This is a genomic window from Flavobacterium sp., assembly GCF_965262375.1.
Classification (GTDB): Bacteria; Bacteroidota; Bacteroidia; order Flavobacteriales; family Flavobacteriaceae; genus Flavobacterium.
Map to the genome: position 1 here is coordinate 2869812 of NZ_OZ253527.1, position 24899 is coordinate 2894710.

Below are 24899 nucleotides of genomic sequence, written 5' to 3' on the forward strand. Positions count from 1 at the left end.
TGGACTTATAAAAAACCTCGATGCTTATTTTAAGATTAAAAAAAACATCGAGGCAAATAAAAATTATTTATTTTCTTTTTACATTAACCGCAGCCAACCCTTTAGGTGTACGCTCAACTTCAAAAACAACTTTATCGTTTTCTCTTACATTGTCAAATAAACCAGTGCTATGAACAAACACGTCTTGACCACCATCTGCAGGTGTAATAAAACCAAAACCTTTTGTTTCATTAAAAAATTTTACAGTACCTTCTTGCATTTCTATTATATTTAATTAATTATTACGATTCCACTAGCCCTAAATCCTTTATGACTAGATTCTTTTTTAAATTGGACTTTCATTCCACGTTTAAAAGCAGTATCACTTTCAAAATTGAAAAAGATATTATCGCCCGTTACTTTTTCAGTAATAAAGCCATATCCTTTTTCATTCATGTAAGTAATCATTCCTATTCCTACGTCCGATTTTGTAGCATTTTCTTCTGTATCCCTTTTCTTTTTAATAGGCTCTACAGGTTGTAAATGCGGGGGAACGGAAGTTAAATTACCATTCGCATCAACATAGACTAACATATCCTCAAGTGATTTTCCTTTGTTGTTATTCACTTTACGGTCTTCACGACGGGATTGTTTGTCCTGTTTTTTTTTGATTTTCTTTTTATTATTCTCTTTTTTAGAATAAGAGTCTGCCATAGATGTATATTATTTTATAACTTTAGTATGCCATACTATTGATTGAAAGCAAACACTATAGAAATACATACAAAATGTGGTAAAAAATCTATAACATGAACAGTAAAAAAATAGCTGTTTTTTTTTTAAAAAATGGGTAGCTGATAAAGCGATAACTGGAAAGAAAGCTTGTTTTCGTAACAGAAAAGCAAAGGCAGTAACCTAAGAATTAAAGGACAAAGGTAAGCTAAAAAAGCTTACCTTCTACTAAAATCTTAAAAATCAATATTTTTATTCCACAATCCACAACAACACTGGCTTTGTACTTGCTTGTAATCTTGTGTCTAATTTACGCATAAAAGCATCCGAAACCGCGGGACATCCCCAACTCAAAGGTGCATACACTGGATACGTTTCAACATTAGCCACTTTAGTCCACGAATGCAAGACCACTACTCTATCCACAGCGGTTTTATTGTGAGGCTCTAATCCATGTAGCCAGTATTTGACATTAATTCCCCAAGAACTATAGTCACGCTTGCCTATTTTAAATTTCCCTTTCATAGAACAATGACTATCTTGACGGGCATCAAACTTAGCTTTGGCATATTTTTTTACATTGGTTTCAAAAACATCGCAAGCCCCGTGGGTGACCAAATTTTTATCCATTACCTTTCCTTTTTTGAAATCGTATACAAAAAATCGATTTTTCCCCGAGTGTAGACTCAAATCCACCAAAAAATAATAATCTTCATTCATCTGATGCTCTTTGCAATACGCTAAAGCCGATTGATGTTGGGATGTATATGACTTTGCTTTTTCATTATTGCAACAAATGAAAACCAACGACAACAAAAAAAAATAATACTTCATATACTATTTGATTAGAATTCCAATTCATTCAAAAAAAGGAACCTCAAAAATACCATGAGACTCCTTTTATAAAACGTTACCTACTTACAATTTAATTACCAATAACCGTGCCGTTATCTTCTTTCTTTTCTTTATTTAAAAGATTCGGGTCTTCTTTAGCTAATTTATTCTTGGTTGGGATTTTATAATTCAATGTAAACCCAAAACGTCTTGTATCATTTTTATTACTCAAATATAAAGGCGTATTGTACGATTGAAACACCGAACGGTTTGAATTTAAAATATCATCAAAATTCACTGAAACCGTCAATTGGTCACTCAAAAACTTCTTAGAGAATGACATATCTAAGCTATTATTGAATGGTTTTTGAGCCACGAAATAATAATAATTCCCTTTTGAGGTGATGTAACTAAAATTAGTCACCCATTTGATATTCGTAGGTAATACAATTTGTGACATCAGGTTTATAATCCAAAACGGTTTGCTGTCCATACCTGGAATTTCGTGCAATTGACGTCCCGCATATACATACATAAAATTGATTTTATCTGGATTTACACCTCCTTGAGACATCATTTTAGTCGTTTCGCTAATCCCCTTGGCAAACAACATATACGGAATAGGAACACCAAAGTTAAAATTATGCACTACAAGTTCAGGTACATTGATGTTAGTGTTCAATGTCTGATTTCCTGTATTAGTAATACGTTGTACCACTTGATTATGTCCAATGCTACGATTATAGCCAATAAACACATAATCAAATGCACTCAATTTCACTTCATAATTATCAAAAATGGTAGGTTGTAATTGTGGATTTCCTTCAAAACCTACATTGGGATTTTGATAATTGGTATTATTAGGATTTAATGCTGTCGTACTTGGCAAAGTGATTTTTTTATTGTAATTCACACTAAAATACACTTGCTTCATGAAATTATATTGTACACTCGCATTCGGAAAGAAACGGGTTTGCTTGAATGGAAATAAGGCTTTTGTATCTGTTTTGCCCGTAATATCATAATTCTCACCTCTACCTCCTACAGTAAAATCAAACTTTTTCCATTTTGTTTGTAATTCTAAATATGCCGATGCCGTACTACGCTCATAATCTAAATTTTGTACGCCTCTATTAGAGGCTTCAAAAAATAATTTTTCATACAAACCTCCAAAACTAATTTTACCTTCATTCAATAATTTGATAGGTTGAGAGTAATCAGTTTTGAAATTAAAAAAGTTTTGCACGGAGGCATTATCTAAGACATTCAAATCTGTTAGATACGATTTCAAATTAAAATCGACATCATTTTGTCCATAATTAAATCTGAAATCTAATTTTCGAGCTTTATTTTCAAATCGCTTTTGATAAGTTACCACAGCATCTTGACGTAAATTCAAAGTACTTCCTTTATCAGAAGTTTCAAAAACAGTGTTATCACTACGTGTTCCCATAGCATCGGCAAAACTATTATTACGATTATAGAAAACATCATAATTTAAGAGAAGACGGTCTTTTCCTAAATCAAAAGTTAAAGCCGTTTTTCCATACAAACCACGATTGATTCGCTCCGTTTTATTATCCGAAAGAATTGTTGTGGTGCCTGACTCTTGTTTTAAAACATCTGACCACATGGCACGTTCACCATAGTTTTGCCCCACATTTAATTGCCAACCGAACAATTTATTCTTAGCACTTAACATCACACTATTATTAGTACGCCAACGCGTATGGTCATAAGCAGTAATGTTTGTACTATTCGTGTACGTTGCACTCAAATAATTTTTAGCCTTCTTGTTGGTGATAATATTTAAGATAGCACCACCAGAAGTAGCTGGAAATTCAGCTCCAGGATTAGTAACAATTTCAATACGCTCTACCGAATTTGCGGGCATACCTTCTAAAAAAGCATTCAATTCATTAGTCGTAATATTCATCGGACGACCGTCCATAAATACATCTAATTGCTTGCCTTGGTACATCATACCTGCCACATCAGAGGCCACAAGCCCTGGAAGTTTTTTCATTCCTTCTAAAACAGAACCAGAATTTAAATGTGCTTGACTTGCAAATTCGAAAATAGTGCGGTCAGCTTTTTGTTCCACCGCTTTTTTTTCTTTTACGATACTTACTTCGTTGAGTTCTTTGGTTTTTTCTTTATTTTCTTGCGCCGATATACTGGCTACAAAAAGGCTGAATGCCGAAACGAGGAGTTTAGTCTTATTCATTTTTAAAATTCTATACCCTATTAAGACTATAAAAACATCAAATTGTTACAAAAAATACTACGAATAAATTTAAAATAAAAAAGGCAGGTAAAACCTGCCCTTTTTGCCCCAAATCTACCATAACTTAACCTACTTATGTAATGGTATACCAAATGTAGATGCTAAACACAGAACCTCCAAATTCAATCGATGAACGACAAAAAAAAACGATTAAACAACCATATACTTACAATTATCTCAAATTTATTTCACAAACACATGAAACCACCCAAAACTTAAACTCGAAGAAGAAAGCGCTGTAAAATAAAAAAGTGTCTCTATTTGGGGACAAGAGACACTTTTTAATCAAATAAACAAACTAAAAAACTAAACTATCATGAATTTATTTCAAATGCAAAATGCATTCTACTCTTTCATTTTTACTATGCAAACATAATAATAAAATCGATAAAGAAACAAATAAAACCGATAAAAAGTATAAAAAACTAAAATAAATAAAAATAATCTTACAAAGATAAAGTTTATTGAATTTCTGTAAGCATAAAAAAAGAGGTACTACTAAATAGCAGCACCTCTAAATCAAATAAACAAACTAAAAAACTAAACTATCTTAAATTTTTAGATCAAATCTAAAAAAATTCATTTTTTTATTTATTCAAAAAAAGAGAGCACCTCTTTTTTGGGATAAGAGGCACTTCTCAATCAAATAAACAAACTAAAAAACTAAACTATTTTGATTCACTTTCATTTGTAATGATCGTGAAATTTAATTCATCCTTCTGAACAAATATACAATTTATTTCGATAAAAAAACAAAACAAATCGATAATTGACTTTTTTTTTATAAATTCTTAATTTATTCTTTAGAAAAGAAAGCACCTCTTTTTTGGGGATAAGAGGCACTTCTTAATCAAATAAACAAACTAAAAAACTAAACTATTTTGAATTATCTCTACAAATTGATAGAAATAATTTTTTGAACATTTTTCTTACACAAACATACATTTAAAATCGACAAAACACAAAATAAAATCGACAAAATGCAATATAAACATATTTATGTATTTTTTTTCTTACAAATTTATCTGAATTTTACTACAGTTATAGCACAACATCAAACTCCTCCTTACCAATATAGTAGTAGTGTAACAACTTAAAAATCTATTTGTTAAAAACTTATTTTATAAATTCTACTTTTGATTCTTCCTTAATTGAATTTAAAAAACCTTGTGTTTCCATCCATTCATCGCTATACACTTTGCTCATATAACGAGAACCGTGGTCAGGTAAAATAGCAATCACCATACTATTTTCATCAAATTCACCTGCCTCAGCATATTGTTTAATCGCCTGTATTACAGCTCCAGAAGTATAGCCTGCAAAAATCGCTTCGGTTTGTGCCAATTGACGTGTCATGTGTGCACTCTCTTCATCGGTTACCTTTACATAGGTATCTATCAAATCAAAATCAGTTGAAGAAGGGATTAAATTTTTTCCTAATCCTTCTATACGATACGGGTAAATTTCGGCAGGGTCAAACTCACGAGTCTCATGGTATTTTTTTAATACTGAACCATAGGCATCAATACCCAAAATACGAACATTAGGGTTTTGCTCTTTTAAAAACTTAGCCGTTCCCGACAAAGTTCCACCAGTTCCTGTACAAGCCACAACATGGGTAACTTGCCCCTTGGTTTGCTCCCAAATTTCAGGTCCCGTTGTTTTATAATGTGCTTCAATATTCAATTCATTAAAATATTGATTAATATACACCGAACCAGGATTTTCTTCATGCAAACGTTTTGCTACTTCATAATACGAACGAGGGTCATCAGCAGCCACTTGCGCTGGGCATACATACACCTTTGCTCCCATGCTTTTAAGCATGTCTATTTTATCTGGTGATGATTTTGAACTGATAGCCAAAATACATTTATAGCCTTTGATAATACTCACCATAGCTAAGCTAAAGCCCGTATTTCCGGAAGTCGTTTCAACAATAGTATCACCTGGTTTTAAAATACCTCTGCGTTCAGCTTCTTCAATAATATACAAAGCAATTCTATCTTTAGTAGAATGCCCTGGATTAAAAGCCTCAACTTTGGCATAAAAATCACCTTTTAAACCTTCGGTTATTTTATTTAATTTAATTAAAGGCGTATTTCCAATTAATTCTAAAATAGAATTATATGCCTTAATTTCTTTCTTCATTGTATTATTAGTTTTTTTTTCTTTTAGTACCGCTGATTGCTCCGCTACAACAGATTTTCTTCAAATCTTATTTAATCAAATTTTCTAAATCCAGTAAGAATGCAAATTCTTTTGCAATTTCTTTTAAAGCTTCAAATCGTCCCGAAGCCCCACCATGTCCTGTATCCATGTTGGTGTCCAAAAACAATACATTGGTATCTGTTTTAGAAGCTCTTAATTTAGCCACCCATTTAGCTGGTTCCCAATACTGTACTTGCGAATCGTGTAATCCCGTAGTCACCAACATATTGGGATACGCTTTTGCTTCCACATTGTCATACGGCGAATACGATTTCATATAATCGTAATATTCTTTTTCATTCGGATTTCCCCACTCGTCATACTCCCCTGTAGTTAACGGAATAGAGTCATCTAACATGGTCGTTACCACATCTACAAAAGGTACCGCTGAAATAATTCCGTTGTACAATTCTGGATTCATATTAATCACAGCACCCATTAACAAGCCCCCTGCTGAACCACCTTCGGCATACAAATGCTTTTCTGAAGTGTACTTATTTTCAATTAAAAATTTTGAACAGTCAATAAAATCGGAAAAAGTATTCTTCTTTTTTAACAATTTCCCATCTTCATACCATGGACGACCTAAGTCTTCCCCACCACGAATATGCGCAATGGCATACACAAAACCTCTATCTAACAAACTCAATCGAGTGGTCGAAAAAGTACAATCCATAGAATAACCATAAGAACCATAAGCATATTGTAACAACGGATTGGTACCATCCCACTGGATTCCTTTGCGATATATCATAGAAATAGGTACTTTTACCCCATCACGAGCGGTAGCCCAAACACGGGTTTCCTCATAATTATTCTTATCAAATTGCCCTCCTAAAACTTCCTGTTCCTTTTTAACCTCTTTCTCTTGCGTACGCATATTGAAATCGATGATAGATGAAGGAGTTTTTAAAGACTGATAGCCATAACGCAGAATTTCGGTATCAAAATCCACATTGGTTGATGTATAAGCCGTATACGTTTCACTATCAAAAGGCAAATCGTACGCACCTTCTCCACTCCAAGGCATGATACGTAATTTAGTTAATCCATTGGTACGCTCTTCAACCACCAAATAATCCTTGAAAATCTCAATATCTTCCAATAAAACATCCTCACGATGCGGAATAACTCCTACCCAATTTTCTTTAGTGGTAGCCGTTTCAGGCGTTTTCATCAATTTAAAATTGGTAGCTTTATCCTTATTGGTCAACACATAAAAAGAATCTCCAAAATGAGAAATGCTATATTCTAGTCCACGGGTACGTTTTTGAAAAATAGTGAAATTAGCCTCAGGCGTATCCGCTAATACGTATTGATATTCTGTAGTCATGGTACTTTGCGAACCTATAACGATGTATTTTTTTGATTTTTCTTTGTAAATAAAAACGCTGTACGTATCATCTTTTTCTTCAAAAACCAAAACATCTTCTTTACTATCCGTGCCTATTTTGTGACGGTACACTTTATCAGAACGAAGCGTTACGGGGTCTTTAGTTGTATAAAAAATCGTTTGATTGTCATTTGCCCAAACTGAACCTCCCATGGTATTTTCAATCGTATCACTTAAGATTTCACCAGTTTCTAAATTTTTTATTTGAATGGTATAAATACGACGACTAATTTTATCTACCCCAAACGTAGCCCATTTATTATTAGGACTCACACTCACTCCGCCTAATTGAAAATAGGCATGTCCTTTTGCTAATTCATTACAATTGAACATGATTTCTTCAGGAGCCTCTAAACTTCCTTTTTTACGAGAATAAATGGGATAATCACCACCTTTTTCAAAACGACTAATGTACCAATAGCCATTGTATAGATAAGGAACCGAAGCATCATCTTCTTTGATACGCGCTTTCATTTCTTCAAACAAAGTGGTTTGAAAATCCTTAGTATGCGCAGTCATTTGCTGGTAATAGCTATTCTCAGCATTAAGATAATCAATCACTTCTTGATTTTCTCTATCGTTTAACCAGTAATAATTATCCATACGGATATCCCCATGCATTTCCAGTTTTTCAGGACTAATTTTGGCAACTGGAGGAAGTATATTTTGTGTCATTTATTTTTAATTGATTTTGCTGACAAAAATAAGATTTGCTAGCAGATTATAATAGTCTTTTTCATTTTATTGTGTTGTTAAATTACTAGTGTATTTCTTATTTTTGTCAGAAATCTTAATTTTTAAAACTATGTTTGGAGATATCATGGGTATGATGGGTAAGCTAAAAGAAACCCAAGAAAAAATTGAAGCGACTAAAAAACGTTTAGACACGGTTTTAGTAGATGAAAAAAGTAGTGATGGATTACTTCAAGTAACCCTAACCGCAAACCGCCAAATTAGAAGTATTGCTATAGATGATAGTCTTTTAGAAGACAAAGAACAATTAGAAGATTATCTTGTTATGGTTTTAAACAAAGCTATTGCAAAAGCAACTGCGGTAAACGAGGCTGAATTAGGGGCTGTTGCAAAAGATGGCATGCCTAATATCCCTGGCATGGATGGACTTTTTAAGTAATCCGAAAAAAATGCCACCAATCACTTATTTTTGATTAGTGGCATTGTATTTTATCTCCTATTATGCTTCGTTTTATGAATAGTTCTGTCTAACTGCGCATCTTTTCTAGCAATTTTAGCACGCTCTTTAGCTGTAATTTCGCCATCAGCTTTTGCTTTTGCTTCAACATGTTGAAGTTGCTCCGCTTTGTTTTCAATTACTTTGGCTTCGTGTTTATTTATTTCACCCGATTTGATTCCGTTAGCTACACGACGTTTTTCACCTCTAAGATTCATATCTTCCCTTTGTTGAGCAAAGCTAACCGAAACTGTTAGCAATAAAGCTGCGAAAACTATTTTTTTCATACTATCTCGTTTTAATTGATTCTTTTGAAATTAGACTCAATTTACAAAAAAAGGTTTAATCTAAGAAACAAAAACCTCGAGAATTACCCCGAGGTTGTTTTATTTTACAAAAATTTCTTTCAATTGGCCTATGATGTTTCCACCGCCTGAAATAGAAATTTGTCCTATTTTATCAGCGATTTTCTCTACATATTCCATTTCTTTCAATTTCCATAAGGTTTCATTTTCTTCCATTAATTTGGCAGTATTCAACAAACTTCTCATAGAAGCTGTTTCTTCACGACGCATAATGATATTAGCTTGTGCTTTTTTCTCAGCCACCAAAACTTGGTTCATTATTTCTTTCATATCGCCTGGCAATATGATATCTCTGATTCCGGTATCGAAAACTTCGACGCCTAATTGACCAGCTTTCAATTTGGTTTCAGCCAAAATCGCCTCAGCAATATCGTCTTTTTTAGTCAACAATTCGTCCAATGTAAATCCGCCTACATACGCACGCAATGCTAACTGCATCAAGATATACAATTGTTTTTCGAAATCTTTATTTTCAGTCAATGCTTTTTGGATATCAACAACTTGGAACTTGGTAAAAAAGTTAATACGCAAGTTGGCTTTATCTTTTGTCAACAACTCTTGACCCGAAATTTCCATTTGTTGCTGTCTTAAATCGGCGGTTTTAATCTCTACCCGAGTGGCATTATTCCAAAAATTATACACACCTGCTTCAACTGTACGAATTAATTCTCCATCAATAAACAACAATCCCTTTTCATAGTTTAAAACCTCATAACGTCTGATAAAAGCTTTGATTTTTGGATGATCTAACAACGATTTATCAATGTTTTCTGAAACATACAAATCGTTCAAATTGATGGTAACAAACTTGTAATTCAAAACGCCTTTCCAAAAAGCATAACGACCTGCGGTAAAAACTTCTTTAAAGTTACCATTGATATATTGCAAAACCATTTCGTTATCTGCCACTTCAACAATATCTAACATCGCTGCTAAACTTTCGTTTTGCAACAAAATATCCAAAGTATTTGGCGCTACAAACTGAGTTGTCATATTCGCAAATGAAAACTGAATATCCTCTACATTTTTCCAAAAAGCATATTTACCAGCTGTCAATACCTCTTTAAACGATTTATTGACATATTTTAAAGCTACTTGAAATTCAGGCACTTCAATAACTTGTAACATAGTTGCTAACGCTTCATTTTTCAATAAAACATCTAAATCTTGGGTAGGTTTAAAAGCTTCTTTCATAGAGAAATACTGTACTTCTTTGTTGGCACCTACCAACAAGTGATTTCCTTCGGTCAACACCTGAATCAATTTATTTTCTTTAAAAACCAAACCTACTTGGAAGGTTTCTATGGTAATTCTTTTCAACATATCTTTAGATTTTAATCATTATTAGTAATAAAAAACGTAAGAACTTGATCACTCTTTTAAAAACGGAAAAAAGGTAGTTGATAAAAGTAGTTAAGTGGTTTGGCATTATTTTTTGATCCCATTAATAAACACAAAGTATGTACACAATCAAATACCAAAGCAAAGAACTAGTTTTAAAAGCAAAGCTTTTCTCAGGTCTTAGCAAGAGTGTTTACTATTAGAAATTTTCACACAACCGAAGTTTAGATGATAATTTATACCAGTAAACGTGCCAAGTTCTATACGTTTTTTAATCTTTTTTTGGTGAATCTTTTTAAAGAGAGACTCCGCTCTTTCAATAAAAGCTACATTAACAGTGTAGTGCTCTAACCAACTGAGCTAATGCAAGTGGAAATTGCATATCGGACTCGAACCGATGCTTTTGATTTCAGAATCCCTAATTCTGTGCGTTTACCAATTTCGCCATTCTTCATTTTCAAGAAGAAGTAGGACTCGAACCTACAAAATCAGTATTTTAAGGCAAATACTAAAACCATCAAATCAAGTTGCATAGTAAGTTGTAACACGCCCATTGCGTAACCCTCACCACATTAGTGCTATACAGAAACACCCAACTGGACTTGTTTGATATTTTTATTCAAAATCGTTCGATTAATCGGTGTGACAAGCAAACCGATCAATTTAAACGACATTTTTTTATTAATCAATGAACTTATTTTCCTTGAACAAAGATTCAAAATATACTGCGTAATTATTTTACGCAGTATATAAATTAAACTTTAAAAGTCATAAACTCTTCTTTTATCGTATTAACAATCAAGGTGTTTAACCGTTTTTTGATAGCTTTTTGGTGTTCCTTTTCCAAAGTGTCTAACTCGGTGGGATAATCCTTTTTAAAATCGGTTATCACATCTTGACACATCCATCCTGTTAATTTTCCGAAGATTTTAGGGTGAAATTCGCCTTCCTTGCTCAATACATTGTACATACGGTTCACGGTTACATAGTCCTTAATTTTAGTCCATAACCCTTGCGCTTCTGGAGGAAATTCAACTTCTTGATGTTCTCTTTTAGGCTTGTCATTTTTACCTCTTTCTGCCCATCTTTCGTTTTTATTTTTTAATAAAACACGACTTCCGTTACCAAAGAATAAAGTCTCCACAGGTCTAATAATCACCCCTTCAACAATGTTGGTTTCCAATACAGGTAAACCTAACCATTCTGGAATTAAACTATTAAAGTCATTTGGGTATTTCAAACAATCGGTTAAACTACCTTTAAATAAGGTTTTTGCATAGAAAAAGCCTGTTTTTTCAAACAATTTGTTAGCTAATTCGACATTCATATAGTGTGCATTATCCACTTTAATATCAAAAGCATAAAAATCATTTTCTGGGTTGTAATCAATCCCTTTTTGAACCTTGATAGCACCTTGTACTGTGGGTACTTCGGGGTGATTGTAATGACCTCCAAATAATTCACCAAACACGGTAATAAACTGTACATTAGGGAACAATTCTTTGACTTCATAAAATAAAGACTTGACTTTGGTATGGTACTTTTCAGCCACTTTATGTGCATTGTAAAACGTATCATTTTCTTCAATAAAGTCGGAACGTTTTGCGATTTTTACTTGGATACCATTGGTGTAAAAAGCAAAGTTAGCCCCGTGCACTTTTTCTTGAACCACGTATTCATTTTTTTCAAATTCGTGTTTGATAATTTGTTCCAAAACTGTTTTTTGGTACGTATTTTCTATTGAGTTGTATTTTCTAAATTCCATTTTTTTATTTTTTGTAACACTAAGTGTCACTAAGTTTTCACAAAGTCACATTAAGTTTCATTATTAATCCAATTAATTACTGTTTCCAAATACGCTTGTCTAACTTCTTCAAAACGAGTAATATTTGGAATATGATTTACTTCAAGCAATTTTTTAGCACCATTAGGCATTACGATATAATCATTCCCTATCATATCCATTCCTAAATGTTGTTTGATATGCTTAGTATCTGCTAATAATTCCTGATCTATTTCCATAAAACAGGCGTTATCAGGATGGATAGACTTTAACCAATCCTCACCTTCGAGTTTAATTTGCCAATAGGTATCGCCAATATTCATAATCCGAACAGCATCCCCTTCAAAATAAGGTTCTAAAGTTGAGCTAAACGAACTTGTCCATTCGCCCTGAAACTTTTCTTTATTTTCACCACAATGCCAATTACCCCATTTTGCAACGGTTGGAACATTCGTATTTACCTCAGTATTAGCCGAAACAAAACCTCTTTGATGCGGAAACTTCGTGAGTTGCATCGCTTTAATCAAACACGGAATTTTGAGTCGGCATTCGAGCATTGCCAAAGGATTAGGAAAACAAGCCCCATTCCACAAAGCTAAACCAGTGATAAAATCAAAATCGTTATCGTAAATTCCGTAATAAACCACTTTATCCACTGGAAGCATTCCTATACCGTTTTGCTTTTCTACAAATAAAGTACCATCTTTCACAAGGATTTTAGGTATGGCTTCGTGCCAAATGATGTGTCCATCATAATTTTGTTTAATCACTTGGTATTCGTCTGCTTCTATTCCTACTAATGCAATTCTATGGTGTAACATAATTTCTGTTTTTAAAAGCTGTTAAGTTGATTTTCTTAACAGCTTATGATTATTTATTTATTCGATAATCCCTAATCTGCGTTGATGTTCTTTATCTCTCACATCTATAGCACCAAAAGGACTTCCTTTGAAGAAACCAATGTTTTGAAATCCGTTTTCTTCCGTAATAAGCGATTCCTTTTTAGTCACCGCACCAGTATATTTTGAGCCATAATTACCTGTTAGTTTCTTGGTGGCTGGATCTACATCGCCCCAAGTAGGTGTTTTACCATTGTAAATTGGCTCAACAAAATAGGTAATACCTGTAATACGGGATTTCATAATAAATCTTCCTGTTTCATCGGTGTTTGTTAAAAACCTTTTTAAAATGTCTGGTCTCATAATTATTAATTTTAAATGTTATTACTTTTTAAAATAAATATTAAGCGCATTAACAATGCTTCTAATATTTGTGTTGGGATAAAACCCTGAACTGTTTACACAATTTATTTCAACTATCTTCCAACCTAACTCGGTATATCCTATATCCATTACAAAAGCTTCGGCAGGTTCAAATAATTTTATCATTCGCTTTGCAAAATCAATCCCTTCAGGCGGAACGGTTTTTTCAAACAAAGTTTCTTCAGAAAACTTATAATAAGATGCCTCAACAATTTGCCCTCCTATAACCCATAATCTTGCTTCTTTAAAAATTTTCCTTGGCATTGAAATTTGAATTAATTCGTTTCCGCTTATATTTTTATATGGATTATTTTTAAGTTCATACTTAAAATCTTCCCATTCTGATTGATTAAAAACCCTTCCAGTAAACAACTTAGCAACTTGATAAGGTTTTATAAACAATTCCTTTCCTTCTTTCCAATCTATTTCATCATTAATAGTTGAAATAGTTACATTTGTATTAATCATATTATCTACATAAAACGATGAATGATTAGCATATAAATGGTTACCACCATAAAATGAACCTGGATACCATTTTTTGTATTGTGCTGCTTCTTTAGCCATCAAAACAGAACCATATACAAATACATTATTACTAGTTGTTTCTACCTCAATATTTGTTACTCCTGGCACATAATCGATTGCCTTATATGGTAATCCTAGTTCGTTGAGAACATCATAAAGTCGCTCACGATCAGGATCATAAATCACATTAGATTGAATTAAAAACAACATAATTTTCTTTTTTAAATATTAAACATCTTTTCGTGGAAGTAGTAGTCCCGAAATTTCGGGAGAACCTACTCAGCTAAAAAGCACTTGTTTTACAGACAAGCCCGACTCTCCAACTTCGGCGTACTTCCTTATGTATTTCAATTTTGTGGACTAGATTCGACTCGAACGAATACCTCCTGTTCTTCAGACAGGCGTGCACACCGTGTACACCACTAATCCTTTTTGTACTCTGTACGGGACTCGAACCCGTATGTACTGCTAGAAAGGCAGTCGTACTAACCCTTATACGAACAGATCATTTTGGCGGCTCATACGAGACTCGAACTCGTATCACCTGAGAGACAGTCAGGTAGGATAACCTTTACCACAATGAGCCTTATTTTTTGACCTTAACAAGACTTTCACTTGCATCTGCTGAATAGAAGTCAGCTATTCTATATTTAAACTATAAGGTCTGATTATTCACAAAAAAAGCACCTTTATAAGGTGCTAGATATTCAAAAACTATATACATAGTTATCTAATCACACCTTCGTGTATTGTATTTGTAGCGCATCATCACTGAAAGCAACTAACTTATTTTGAAATCCATTTTCTATTTTTCGTGACATATTATTTAATTTTTTTTTTCTTATTACTTTTCTTTTTTGGCTCCTACACTCCCAACAATTTGGGAGTGCGATGTTCTGAGCAATCGTCAGCTAACTCGAAAATTTCGAACTCATTGAGCCTGTTCCCTTTCTAAAGAACTTTACTGGTGATTCCATCAGGAGTCGAACCTGAAACCTTTCGCTTCGTAGGCGAACGCTCTGTCCAGTTGAGCTATGGAATCTATTGGAGCGTAAGTGTTTGAACACATCATTATGAACTAAAACGATTTATTATTAAAATTTAAAACTAAACCTACGCTCTTTTTGTGCATAAAAAAAGCACCCTAACATGGGTGCTCTTATAAGAACTGTATCCTACAGTCATATATTTTTCACCCCGTGACTATTCCATCAAAATCTTGTCCAGCAAAGCTTCGTAATGCAGTTGTCATTACGTTTAGTTCTTTTGGAGAACTTATGCTATGTGAATATTGTGCTTTCATTTTTAATTATTTTTTGAATAGAGAAACAAATTTCTGTATTCAAGTTGCTCGTTGTTATTTCAAATTTCTGAGGCAAAGATAATGTCAAAAAAATCGAACTTCCAAATATTTTTTAAAATTAATTTACTGATAATCAATAACTTATAATAAACTTAACACATAGAAAATCCCGTCCACATGTCTGTAGATACACTTAAAAGTTACAAATGACTGTCTCTCACTTGATTAAACTCCAAGACTGATTATTTGCTTTGGTTATTATTCATTAAACATTTTTTTTCATTTTTTACTAAAAAAATTCATTTAAAGCGGTTTGTTATTAGCTTTATTAAAATTTTAAAACAAAAAAAGCGTCCTTTTTTGAAGGACGCTTGGTATATTTTTGCTTAAAAAACGTATTGCTTATAAAATATCACTCAAAACATCCTGAAAATATCAGGTAAAAACGGTCTCTTGACACTAATTCTAGTGCCATTCCGTTAAAACTGATAGGTTGTTTTGCTATATTCATGGGTACAAATGTAAGATATTTTTTAAATTTGATTGATTTTAAAATAAATTCTTCAAAAAAAAGAGGTTTTAATTTAAAAAATCAGCTTGCAAACGTTGCTTAAAGCGGTCAATAGGTTTCAAATCGACATCAATTTCACCATTAGTCACATCAAAAGGGTCATCTAAACCACTCACTAATAAATACAAATAACAAAAAAGAAACGTCATGAAAGCAGTTACAAAATAATCAGCTGCATCGCTTTTAAACTTGGTAATTAGCAATAATACAACTACAATAAACAAAATACTTCTCAACAAAGTGTAAGCTGGTTGAATAAAATTATTTCTAGAAATATAATACGCACGCGTCAATTGCTTGCGCATAGCATTGGTATTTTCTTGTACTCCTTTGATAGCTTCCTTGTCTACACCCCTTTCGGCAAAATAGTACGCAATTTCATTCGATTTGCGTAACAAAGGAAAAATCACATTTGAATCTTTACTACTAGAATAAATCCATGCCATAATTCCATCGGTTATGGTTAATAATTCTGTTCGAAGGTAGGTTTTATCCAAAGGTTCTTTACATAAATCGGTAGTACCAGTTCTAGGAGCACGTAAAGCTAAATACATCCAATCCTTAATGGCTTCTAGGTTTGAAGCTACTTCCCCTGGGATTTTTTCACTTTCTTTAAAATCGGCCATAGTACCCGCCAATAATAAACCAAAAACAAAAAAAGCTCCGGTAAAAATAATGGTTATATCTGATAATTCAATAAGGTCATGGAAGTCTTGTCCTTGAAAGGATAATTTTTTGAATACAAAATTTTTTAACAGTAAAATAGCTATAGCTGCAACTATCGATTTGATGATAATGGTTCGGTTAAATAAAAACTTCATTGGAGAAAAATTTAAAAAAAATGCAAAAATAAAATATTTAGAAGAAATTCATCCATTTAATCCTCCTATTCTACAAAGAGCAAATTATAAATTATCCAATGGCATCCTAGCTGATTTACCTAAACGAATGATAAAATTGAGACCAATTATTACTTTTGGTTTACTGATAAAAATACAATAGATACATCCCAGAAATTATTTATCCTTTAAAAACGCTTCTTCTTCAGGTGTGATATCAACCACCGCATAAACAGGCGCTTTAGCAATTACTAATTCATCTAATACATGCACCAAGTTTCCATAAGTAGATTTTTTTGAAGCTTTGACCAGCACAATTATCCCTTTCTTAGGGTCGCCATAATATGCTTGAATATCTTTATTTTTCTGAATTAACACCTTTGCTAAGTCATCATTTTTATACGAAAAGGTCTTTGGTGTATCATAAGGTGCTTCCAAAAGACCTTGATACATCACAATTTTATCCTCATCTAATAAAACAGTGAAATCCCTATCATGAGCATAAAAACAACAAATTTCACCACCACATCCTTCTCCTCCCTCAGGCATTCCCAAATCCAAACCATTTGGACGGGATAAAAACGAAGTCAACATAAAGAAAACAATCAGTAAAAAAGAGATGCTAACCATAGCGGTTAAGTCTACTCTCGGTTTTAAGTTTTTAGATTTACGTGTTAGGGGGTTTCTTCCGAAGGTATGTCTAGATTGATCCATAGGTGTCGATTTAGCGTTACATTTATATTAACAAGAATTATACCATAATACCCTGTAATACAAAAAAAGCCGACTCTTTTCAGAATCGGCTTTACATTTTTATTTTGGGCTAAATTTATGCGTCAATATTAGCATAAATCGCATTTTTCTCAATAAATTCTCTACGTGGTGGCACTTCATCCCCCATTAACATAGAGAATACACGGTCAGCTTCCGCTAAACTATCAATAGTCACTTGACGTAATGTACGATGTTCAGGGTTTAGCGTTGTTTCCCACAACTGCTCCGCGTTCATCTCTCCAAGACCTTTATAACGCTGGATATTTGCTCCACCGCCCATTTTCTCGTTGATGGCATCACGCATTTTTTCGTCCCAAGCGTACTCTTTTTTAGTTCCTTTTTTCACTAAATATAAAGGAGGTGTTGCAATATATACGTGTCCTTCTTCAATTAACTCCTTCATAAAACGGAAGAAGAATGTCAAGATAAGTGTAGAAATGTGACTACCATCAATGTCGGCATCACACATGATTACTACTTTATGGTAACGTAATTTTTCTAAATTCAAAGCTTTACTATCTTCCGCAGTACCTACGGTTACCCCTAAAGCGGTGAAAATATTACGAATCTCTTCGTTTTCAAACACTTTGTGATGCATTGCTTTTTCCACATTCAAAATTTTACCACGTAACGGTAAAATTGCTTGGAAAGCACGGTCACGACCTTGTTTCGCCGTTCCACCCGCCGAGTCCCCCTCGACAAGGAAAATCTCACATTTTGAAGGGTCTTGTTCAGAACAGTCAGATAATTTACCAGGTAAACCACCACCGCCCATCACGGTTTTACGCTGCACCATTTCACGAGCTTTTTTAGCCGCATGACGCGCTTGAGCTGCAAGAATTACTTTCTGCACGATGATTTTAGCATCATTTGGATTTTCTTCCAAATAATTTTCTAACATTTCTGCAACGGCTTGCGAAACTGGAGAAACCACCTCACGATTCCCAAGTTTGGTTTTCGTTTGCCCTTCAAACTGTGGCTCTGAAACTTTTACAGAAACAATAGCTGTAAGTCCTTCACGGAAATCATCACCTGAAATTTCAAATTTTAATTTTTCTAACAAACCAGAAGCATCGGCATATTTTTTCAACGTACGCGTTAATCCCATACGGAAACCTTGCAAATGCGTTCCTCCTTCGTGTGTATTGATGTTATTTACATACGAAAAGATATTTTCAGAATAACTATCATTATAAATTAAGGCAACTTCAACAGGAATTTCTCCTTTGTCATTTTCCATTGAAATCACATGACCAATAATAGGCACACGGTTTCCATCAAGGAATTTAACAAACTCTTTTAAACCTTCCTTAGAATGGAAAGTTTCACCAACATCTTTCCCGTCTTTATCCTGCTCTCTTTTATCTGTAAGCGTAATGGTTATTCCTTTGTTCAAGAAAGCCAATTCACGCATACGCGCTGCTAAGGTATCATAAGAATACTCTAAGGTTTGCTGGAAAATAGTACCATCAGGCTTAAACCAAACGGTAGTACCACGTTTATCCGTTTCGCCCACTTGCTTAACTGGATATACAGCCTTACCTCTTTCATATTCTTGTTCGTAAATTTTACCTTCACGATATACGGTAGCTTTCAAATTGTCTGATAAGGCGTTCACACACGATACCCCTACCCCGTGTAAACCACCAGATACTTTATAGGAATCTTTATCAAACTTACCTCCTGCACCAATTTTGGTCATTACCACCTCAAGAGCAGATACACCTTCTTTTTTGTGCATATCCACAGGAATACCACGACCGTTATCTTCAACAGTTATAGAATTATCTTCATTGATGGTTACAGTAATTGTATCACAGTGTCCTGCTAAAGCCTCGTCAATTGAGTTATCCACTACCTCATATACTAAGTGGTGTAAACCTCTTACGCCAGTATCACCAATATACATAGATGGACGCATACGTACGTGCTCCATTCCTTCTAACGCCTGAATACTGTCGGCAGAATAATTATTCTTTTTAACTTCTTCGCTCATAAAATTTATTCGAAAAAATAGTGTTAATTGTCAAACAAGCAAATATATAAAAATGCTACCACTTGTAGGACAAAAAAGCAATTGATTTAAAACCAAGTTATCAACATATTAATAAAAAAAGTCCCGAAAATTCGGGACTTTTTAAATATGATAAAAAATACATTTTAAGCATTTAATTCAGCATGTCTTTTTTCAATTTCTTCTTTATCTTTTTTAGATAATGTATCCACTAATACTGGCGTAGCAATGAATAATGAAGAATAAGTACCCACCACAATACCGATTAACATAGCGAAGATAAATCCACGGATAGACTCTCCACCAAATACGAACATAATAGATAACACAATAATCATAGTCAATGACGTATTGATAGTTCTCGACAAAGTTGTATTAATTGATTCGTTTACGATATGATTAAAATTTCCTTTTAAATTACCTGCTAAGAACTCACGAATACGGTCGAATACAATAACTGTATCGTTCATTGAGTAACCGATAACCGTTAAGATAGCCGCAATAAAGTGCTGATCCATTTCCATATGGAAAGGCATAATTTTATATAATAACGAATATAATCCTAATACAAAAATAACGTCGTGAGCTACAGCTGCAACAGCACCTAAAGAGTAACCTAACTTACGGAAAGAAACCACTAAATATAAACCTACTACTAACATAGCACCAATAACTGCCCAGAAAGAGTTTGTTTTGATATCATTAGAAATAGCAGCACCTACTTTTGAACCTGACAATAAACCAACTTTTTTACCTTCTGTTAAAGTAATGAAGGTTTTATAATCCATTCCAGGGAAATATTTAGACAAACCATCAAATAACAATTTGTTTACTTCTTCATCCACTTCAACACCTTCAGCTTCAATCTTGTATTTAGTAGTAATTCTTAATTGGTCAGAACCACCAAACACTTTAGCTTCAGCTGGCACTTTAAAGATTTCACCTAATTCTTGAGAAACTACAGCAGCATCAACAGGTTTTTCAAATTTCACTTGAAAAGTACGTCCACCCACGAAATCAACACCTTGATCTAAACCATTCACAAAGAAAATAGATATTAAACTCACCACAGTAACTGTTAATGAGAAAGCATATGTAAATTTCTTAATTTTCAAGAAATCGAAGTTATAACCTGTAAACCAGTTTTTAGACCAGTTTGTAGTAAACGACAACCCTTTACCTTTAGCCGCATCATTATCTAAGAACATTCTTGTGATAAAAATAGAAGTAAATAAAGACGTTGCAATACCTATTAATAAAGTAGTAGCGAAACCTTTGATAGGTCCTGAACCAAACACATATAAGATAGCACCTGTTAACACGTGTGTTACGTTAGCATCAATAATTGAACGCATAGCTCCTGTCCAAGAGAAAGATTTTTTAACCGCTTCTACTAAACTTAAACCATGACGTAATTCTTCTTTTGCTCTTTCGTAAATAATAATATTCGCATCTACCGCAGTACCTAATGTTAAAACGATACCTGCAATACCTGGCAATGTTAACACAGCACCTAAGTTAGCTAACACACCAAACAAGAATAATAAGTTCACTACTAATGCAATGTTAGCATAAGTACCGGCTTTACCATAGTAAACCCACATCCATAACATAACTGCTAATAAACCTACGATAGCAGAAATAGTACCGTTATCAATAGCTTTTTGACCTAGAGATGGCCCTACCACTTCTGACTGTACAATTTCGGCAGCAGCTGGTAACTTACCTGCACGTAATACATTAGCTAAGTCTTTTGTTTCATCAATTGTAAAAGTACCTGAAATTTCAGAACGTCCACCTGCAATAGGTCCAGAAGTTACACCAGGAGCCGAGTACACCACATTATCTAAAACGATAGCAATTGCATTTTTTTGAGAGAATACTCTTCCAGTTAATTCTTCCCAAATTTTAGCACCTTTACCATTCATTTGCATAGAAACCGCAGGTTTACCCATTTGGTCAAACGTATCAGCAGCATCCACTAACACACTTCCACTCATAGGAGGCACATTAGTTCTATTACCTTTAATCGCATATATTTCAACTGCCTCTGCAGCATCATCTTTAGCTTTTCCATATAAGAAACGTACATCAGCTAAATTTGCAGGTAACAATGATTTGATATCAGCTCTTTTGAAATAAGCATTAACCGCTGCAGTATCTTTAACCGCAACAATACCTACTACTGATCCACCTTGTTGTAACGGCATTAACTTATCAAACAACGGATTGTTTCCTTTTGCTTTTGCTGTTGAGTCTTTAGCATTATCAACTAATAAATCATTTACTTTAGATGATGCTTTAGCTTCTTTAGCCACAGGTGCTTTTTCAGTTTTCTTCAAAGCTTCGTTAACTGTCATTAAGTAACTAGCAACTTCTTCTACTTTATAAGTTTCCCAAAATTCTAATTGCGCAGTAGATGACAATAATTTTTTAGCACGATCTACATCTTTAGCTCCAGGCAATTCCACTAAGATACGTCCTGTACTTCCTAACTTCACGATATTAGGTTGCGTAACACCAAATTTGTCGATACGCTCACGTAATACACCAAAAGCACTTTGTACAGACTCATCCACTTTCTTAGCAATTACCGCTTTTACTTGTGAATCAGACATATCAAACTTGATTTCTTCAGCTAAATTTCTATTTCCAAAAACATCTGGAGAAGCTAATTTAGTACCTGAACCTGCTGAAGCCGTTTCAAATGCTTCAAAGAAAGCATCTAAAAACGATTGGTTTCCTTGTTGATTTTTCTTAGCATCAGCTAAAGCTTTGTTAAATACTGCATTAGTAGAATTGTTAGCCAATCCTTTTAATACATCTTTAACAGAGATTTGAAGGGTAACATTGATACCACCTTCTAAGTCCAACCCTTTGTTGATTTGCTTGTCAGCAACTTCGTTGTAAGTAAAGTAATCTAAAAATACTTTTTGCTTACCAATTGAATCAAGGTACTTGATTTCCTTTTCTTGATTCCCGTTTGCAAATGCTTTGGCATCACTTTTAACTTTACTAGCTACAAAAGTGAAAGTAAGCTGGTAAATACTTACTAAAGCAAAAATGATTGCAAAAAACTTAATTAGTCCTCTATTCTGCATTCTCTGTAAAAAAATTAATTAATCTGTTCTAAGTTAGTTCTGGTTAATAATAATACGCCTAAATTAATAAGTGTATTTTCTAAAACGTGCAAATATATAATTCTGAATACGATAAACCAATTAATTTTCAAAAATTATATCAAAAAAAAAGACTGCAAAATTGCAGTCTTTTCAAACAATTTAACATTTTTACGATAATATTTCTGTAAGAGCATCATTCATACTCCTTACCGCTGCTGACGACTTCACAAACAACTCTTGCTCATTCGCATTCAATTGGATATCGATAATTTCCTCAACTCCATTTCGTCCAATAATACACGGAACTCCTATACAAATATCTTTCTGACCATACTCACCATCCAAATATACTGAACAAGCAATCATCTTTTTTTGATTATTTAAAATAGAATCTACTAAATAAGCCACAGAGGCTCCTGGTGCATACCATGCTGAAGTCCCTAACAAGCTTGTTAATGTTGCACCACCTACCATCGTATCGGAACTTATTTTATCTAATTGCTCTTGGGATAAAAACTGCGATACAGGAATTCCATTATAAGAAGCTAAACGCGTTAGTGGAATCATTGTTGTATCGCCATGTCCACCTATTACCATTGCAGCAATATCATTTGTTGGTTTATCTAAAGCCAAGGCCAAATAGGTTTTAAATCGCGCGCTATCTAAAGCGCCACCCATCCCTATAATCCTGTTTTTTGGAATTCCTAAGGTTTTAAAAGCTAAATACGTCATGGTGTCCATAGGATTAGAAACAATCACAAAAACCGCATTAGGCGAATGTGCCAAAAGGTTTTCAGCTACAGATTTCACAATTCCAGCGTTAATTCCTATCAATTCTTCGCGAGTCATTCCGGGCTTCCGCGGTATCCCTGACGTAATTACTACTACATCACTTTGTGCCGTTTTTGAATAATCATTTGTTACTCCAACTAATTTTGTATTAAAACCTGTATTAGTAGCACACTGCGAGATATCTAAAGCTTTACCTTCAGCAAATCCCTCACGAATATCTAACAATACAATTTCACTAGCAATTCCTCTATACGCCAATACATCGGCACAAGTAGCACCTACATTTCCGGCACCTACTATACTTACTTTCATATTTTATTTTGTTATTTGGTTATTCTACTAATTTTGAATAGCTATCCTTTTCAGATGCTTTTACCGAATATACAAAAAATATTTTACAGCAAAGACAAACAAACGTTTTATCGTTATTTTTTAAAACAAAAAAGACGAAACAGCATACACTATTTCATCTTTTACATTATACTTCAAAAACTTGTTTTACATTGGAATTTTAGGCAAGATATCCATTACATATTCATGCATCACCTGTCTATAATCTAAATGGGTTACCATGCGCAATTTCCCATGCCCCATAGAACTAATATGTATAGCTCTACTTTTTAGCTTCTCAATAATCATTCGTTCATCTAAATACGATTGAATTGAAAAAATAACAATATTTGTTTCTACAGGCTCCACCCAAGCTACCCATGGCAGTTGTTGCAACATAAACGCTAATTCTTTAGCGCGTTGATGATCATATTTTAATCGATCCACATGATTATCCAAGGCATACATTCCCGCAGCCGCTAAATACCCTGCTTGACGCATTCCTCCTCCAAAAATTTTTCGAACACGCAAAGCTCTTTTTATGGTTTTCGCATCAGAAACCAACAAAGATCCCACAGGCGCTCCTAATCCTTTAGACAAACACACTGAAATGGTATCAAACAACTCACCAAATTGTCTAGGTGATTGCCCTTTTGCCACCATAGCATTCCACAATCGAGCACCATCTAAATGGTATTTTAAATTATTTTGTACACAAACCTGCTTAATTTCTTTTAAAGTCTGAATCTCATAACAAGCGCCTCCTCCTTTATTAGTAGTATTTTCAATACTCACCATACTTGTCAAGGGTGCATGATAAAATTCAGGATCATTAATCGCTTTCTTTACCTGCTCCGCTGTAATCATTCCTCGGTTCCCATCAACTAAATTCAAAGAACAACCACTATTAAAAGCCGTACCTCCAGCTTCATATAAATAAATATGCGAAAATTTATCGCAAATTATTTCGTCTCCAGGCTGGGTATTTAATTTTATAGCCGTTTGATTTGCCATGGTTCCTGAAGGAAAAAACAAAGCAGCCTCCATTCCAAATAATGAAGCTACTTTTTGCTCTAAAGCATTGACTGTGGGGTCTTGTTTATATACATCGTCCCCTACTTTGGCGCTAAACATTGCATGCAGCATTTCCTGAGTAGGTTTCGTTACAGTATCACTTACCAAATTTATTTCCATAATTATAAAAGGATTGGTACTTTTGCTAAGGAATTAGCCACGAATACAAAATTAGA

General features: G+C 33.8%; 19 protein-coding genes and 3 tRNA genes. 1 reads left to right on the forward strand and 21 read right to left on the reverse strand.

Going from position 1 to position 24899, the window contains the following annotated elements; translation table 11 throughout:
- Window positions 1–67 precede the first annotated feature (67 nt).
- From ACQY29_RS13110 to ACQY29_RS13135, 6 genes are all read right to left on the reverse strand, one after another.
- Window positions 68–259 (reverse strand): cold-shock protein, encoded by a 192-nt coding sequence (locus ACQY29_RS13110; RefSeq protein ID WP_428225631.1) that lies wholly within the window; start codon window positions 257–259, stop codon window positions 68–70.
- Between the two features lie 11 nt (window positions 260–270).
- A complete protein-coding gene (locus ACQY29_RS13115) occupies window positions 271–693 on the reverse strand; it encodes a cold-shock protein (RefSeq protein ID WP_428225632.1) in 423 nt (140 codons plus the stop codon).
- Window positions 694–963: 270 nt separating this feature from the next.
- Window positions 964–1545: a murein L,D-transpeptidase catalytic domain-containing protein gene (locus ACQY29_RS13120; protein WP_428225633.1), complete on the reverse strand. Its 582-nt coding sequence runs from the start codon at window positions 1543–1545 to the stop codon at window positions 964–966.
- A gap of 91 nt (window positions 1546–1636) precedes the next feature.
- Complete coding sequence (locus ACQY29_RS13125; protein ID WP_428225634.1) at window positions 1637–3772, reverse strand: TonB-dependent receptor domain-containing protein; 2136 nt, start codon at window positions 3770–3772, stop codon at window positions 1637–1639.
- Window positions 3773–4948: 1176 nt separating this feature from the next.
- Window positions 4949–5983, reverse strand: coding sequence for a PLP-dependent cysteine synthase family protein (locus tag ACQY29_RS13130; protein WP_428225635.1), 1035 nt, complete (start codon window positions 5981–5983; stop codon window positions 4949–4951).
- A gap of 67 nt (window positions 5984–6050) precedes the next feature.
- Window positions 6051–8111 (reverse strand): S9 family peptidase, encoded by a 2061-nt coding sequence (locus ACQY29_RS13135; protein ID WP_428225636.1) that lies wholly within the window; start codon window positions 8109–8111, stop codon window positions 6051–6053.
- A 130-nt stretch (window positions 8112–8241) separates the two neighbouring features.
- On the opposite strand from ACQY29_RS13135, the gene ACQY29_RS13140 reads away from it, so the two are divergent.
- Window positions 8242–8568 (forward strand): YbaB/EbfC family nucleoid-associated protein, encoded by a 327-nt coding sequence (locus ACQY29_RS13140; RefSeq protein WP_428225637.1) that lies wholly within the window; start codon window positions 8242–8244, stop codon window positions 8566–8568.
- Window positions 8569–8618: 50 nt separating this feature from the next.
- On the opposite strand, the gene ACQY29_RS13145 is transcribed toward ACQY29_RS13140, so the two are convergent.
- The 15 genes from ACQY29_RS13145 to ACQY29_RS13215 form a co-directional block, all read right to left on the reverse strand.
- Window positions 8619–8912, reverse strand: coding sequence for a hypothetical protein (locus ACQY29_RS13145; RefSeq protein WP_428225638.1), 294 nt, complete (start codon window positions 8910–8912; stop codon window positions 8619–8621).
- Window positions 8913–9011: 99 nt separating this feature from the next.
- Window positions 9012–10313 carry a slipin family protein gene (locus ACQY29_RS13150; RefSeq protein WP_428225639.1) on the reverse strand — a complete coding sequence of 434 codons (1302 nt, stop codon included), beginning with the start codon at window positions 10311–10313 and terminating at the stop codon, window positions 9012–9014.
- Between the two features lie 772 nt (window positions 10314–11085).
- Window positions 11086–12096: an RNA ligase family protein gene (locus ACQY29_RS13155; RefSeq protein WP_428225640.1), complete on the reverse strand. Its 1011-nt coding sequence runs from the start codon at window positions 12094–12096 to the stop codon at window positions 11086–11088.
- A 50-nt stretch (window positions 12097–12146) separates the two neighbouring features.
- A complete protein-coding gene (locus tag ACQY29_RS13160) occupies window positions 12147–12935 on the reverse strand; it encodes a hypothetical protein (protein WP_428225641.1) in 789 nt (262 codons plus the stop codon).
- Window positions 12936–12992: 57 nt separating this feature from the next.
- Window positions 12993–13316, reverse strand: coding sequence for a hypothetical protein (locus ACQY29_RS13165; protein ID WP_428225642.1), 324 nt, complete (start codon window positions 13314–13316; stop codon window positions 12993–12995).
- Window positions 13317–13337: 21 nt separating this feature from the next.
- Entirely contained in the window at window positions 13338–14114 is a 777-nt protein-coding gene (locus ACQY29_RS13170; protein WP_428225643.1) for an ATP-grasp domain-containing protein, read from the reverse strand.
- A gap of 146 nt (window positions 14115–14260) precedes the next feature.
- Window positions 14261–14333 (reverse strand) — tRNA-Phe (locus tag ACQY29_RS13175).
- 82 nt (window positions 14334–14415) lie between these two features.
- Window positions 14416–14490: transfer RNA gene (locus tag ACQY29_RS13180), tRNA-Asp, on the reverse strand.
- A 379-nt stretch (window positions 14491–14869) separates the two neighbouring features.
- A tRNA-Arg gene (locus tag ACQY29_RS13185) sits at window positions 14870–14946 on the reverse strand.
- Window positions 14947–15786: 840 nt separating this feature from the next.
- Window positions 15787–16599, reverse strand: a complete 813-nt coding sequence (locus ACQY29_RS13190; protein ID WP_428225644.1) for a hypothetical protein — start codon at window positions 16597–16599, stop codon at window positions 15787–15789.
- 195 nt (window positions 16600–16794) lie between these two features.
- A complete protein-coding gene (locus ACQY29_RS13195) occupies window positions 16795–17331 on the reverse strand; it encodes an ExbD/TolR family protein (protein WP_428225645.1) in 537 nt (178 codons plus the stop codon).
- A 115-nt stretch (window positions 17332–17446) separates the two neighbouring features.
- Window positions 17447–19387 carry a DNA topoisomerase (ATP-hydrolyzing) subunit B gene (gyrB, locus tag ACQY29_RS13200; RefSeq protein ID WP_428225646.1) on the reverse strand — a complete coding sequence of 647 codons (1941 nt, stop codon included), beginning with the start codon at window positions 19385–19387 and terminating at the stop codon, window positions 17447–17449.
- A gap of 164 nt (window positions 19388–19551) precedes the next feature.
- Window positions 19552–22506: a protein translocase subunit SecDF gene (gene secDF / locus ACQY29_RS13205; RefSeq protein ID WP_428225647.1), complete on the reverse strand. Its 2955-nt coding sequence runs from the start codon at window positions 22504–22506 to the stop codon at window positions 19552–19554.
- 189 nt (window positions 22507–22695) lie between these two features.
- A complete protein-coding gene (gene mdh, locus ACQY29_RS13210; RefSeq protein ID WP_428225648.1) occupies window positions 22696–23631 on the reverse strand; it encodes a malate dehydrogenase in 936 nt (311 codons plus the stop codon).
- Window positions 23632–23817: 186 nt separating this feature from the next.
- A complete protein-coding gene (locus ACQY29_RS13215; RefSeq protein ID WP_428225649.1) occupies window positions 23818–24843 on the reverse strand; it encodes a threonine aldolase family protein in 1026 nt (341 codons plus the stop codon).
- Window positions 24844–24899: the final 56 nt, after the last annotated feature.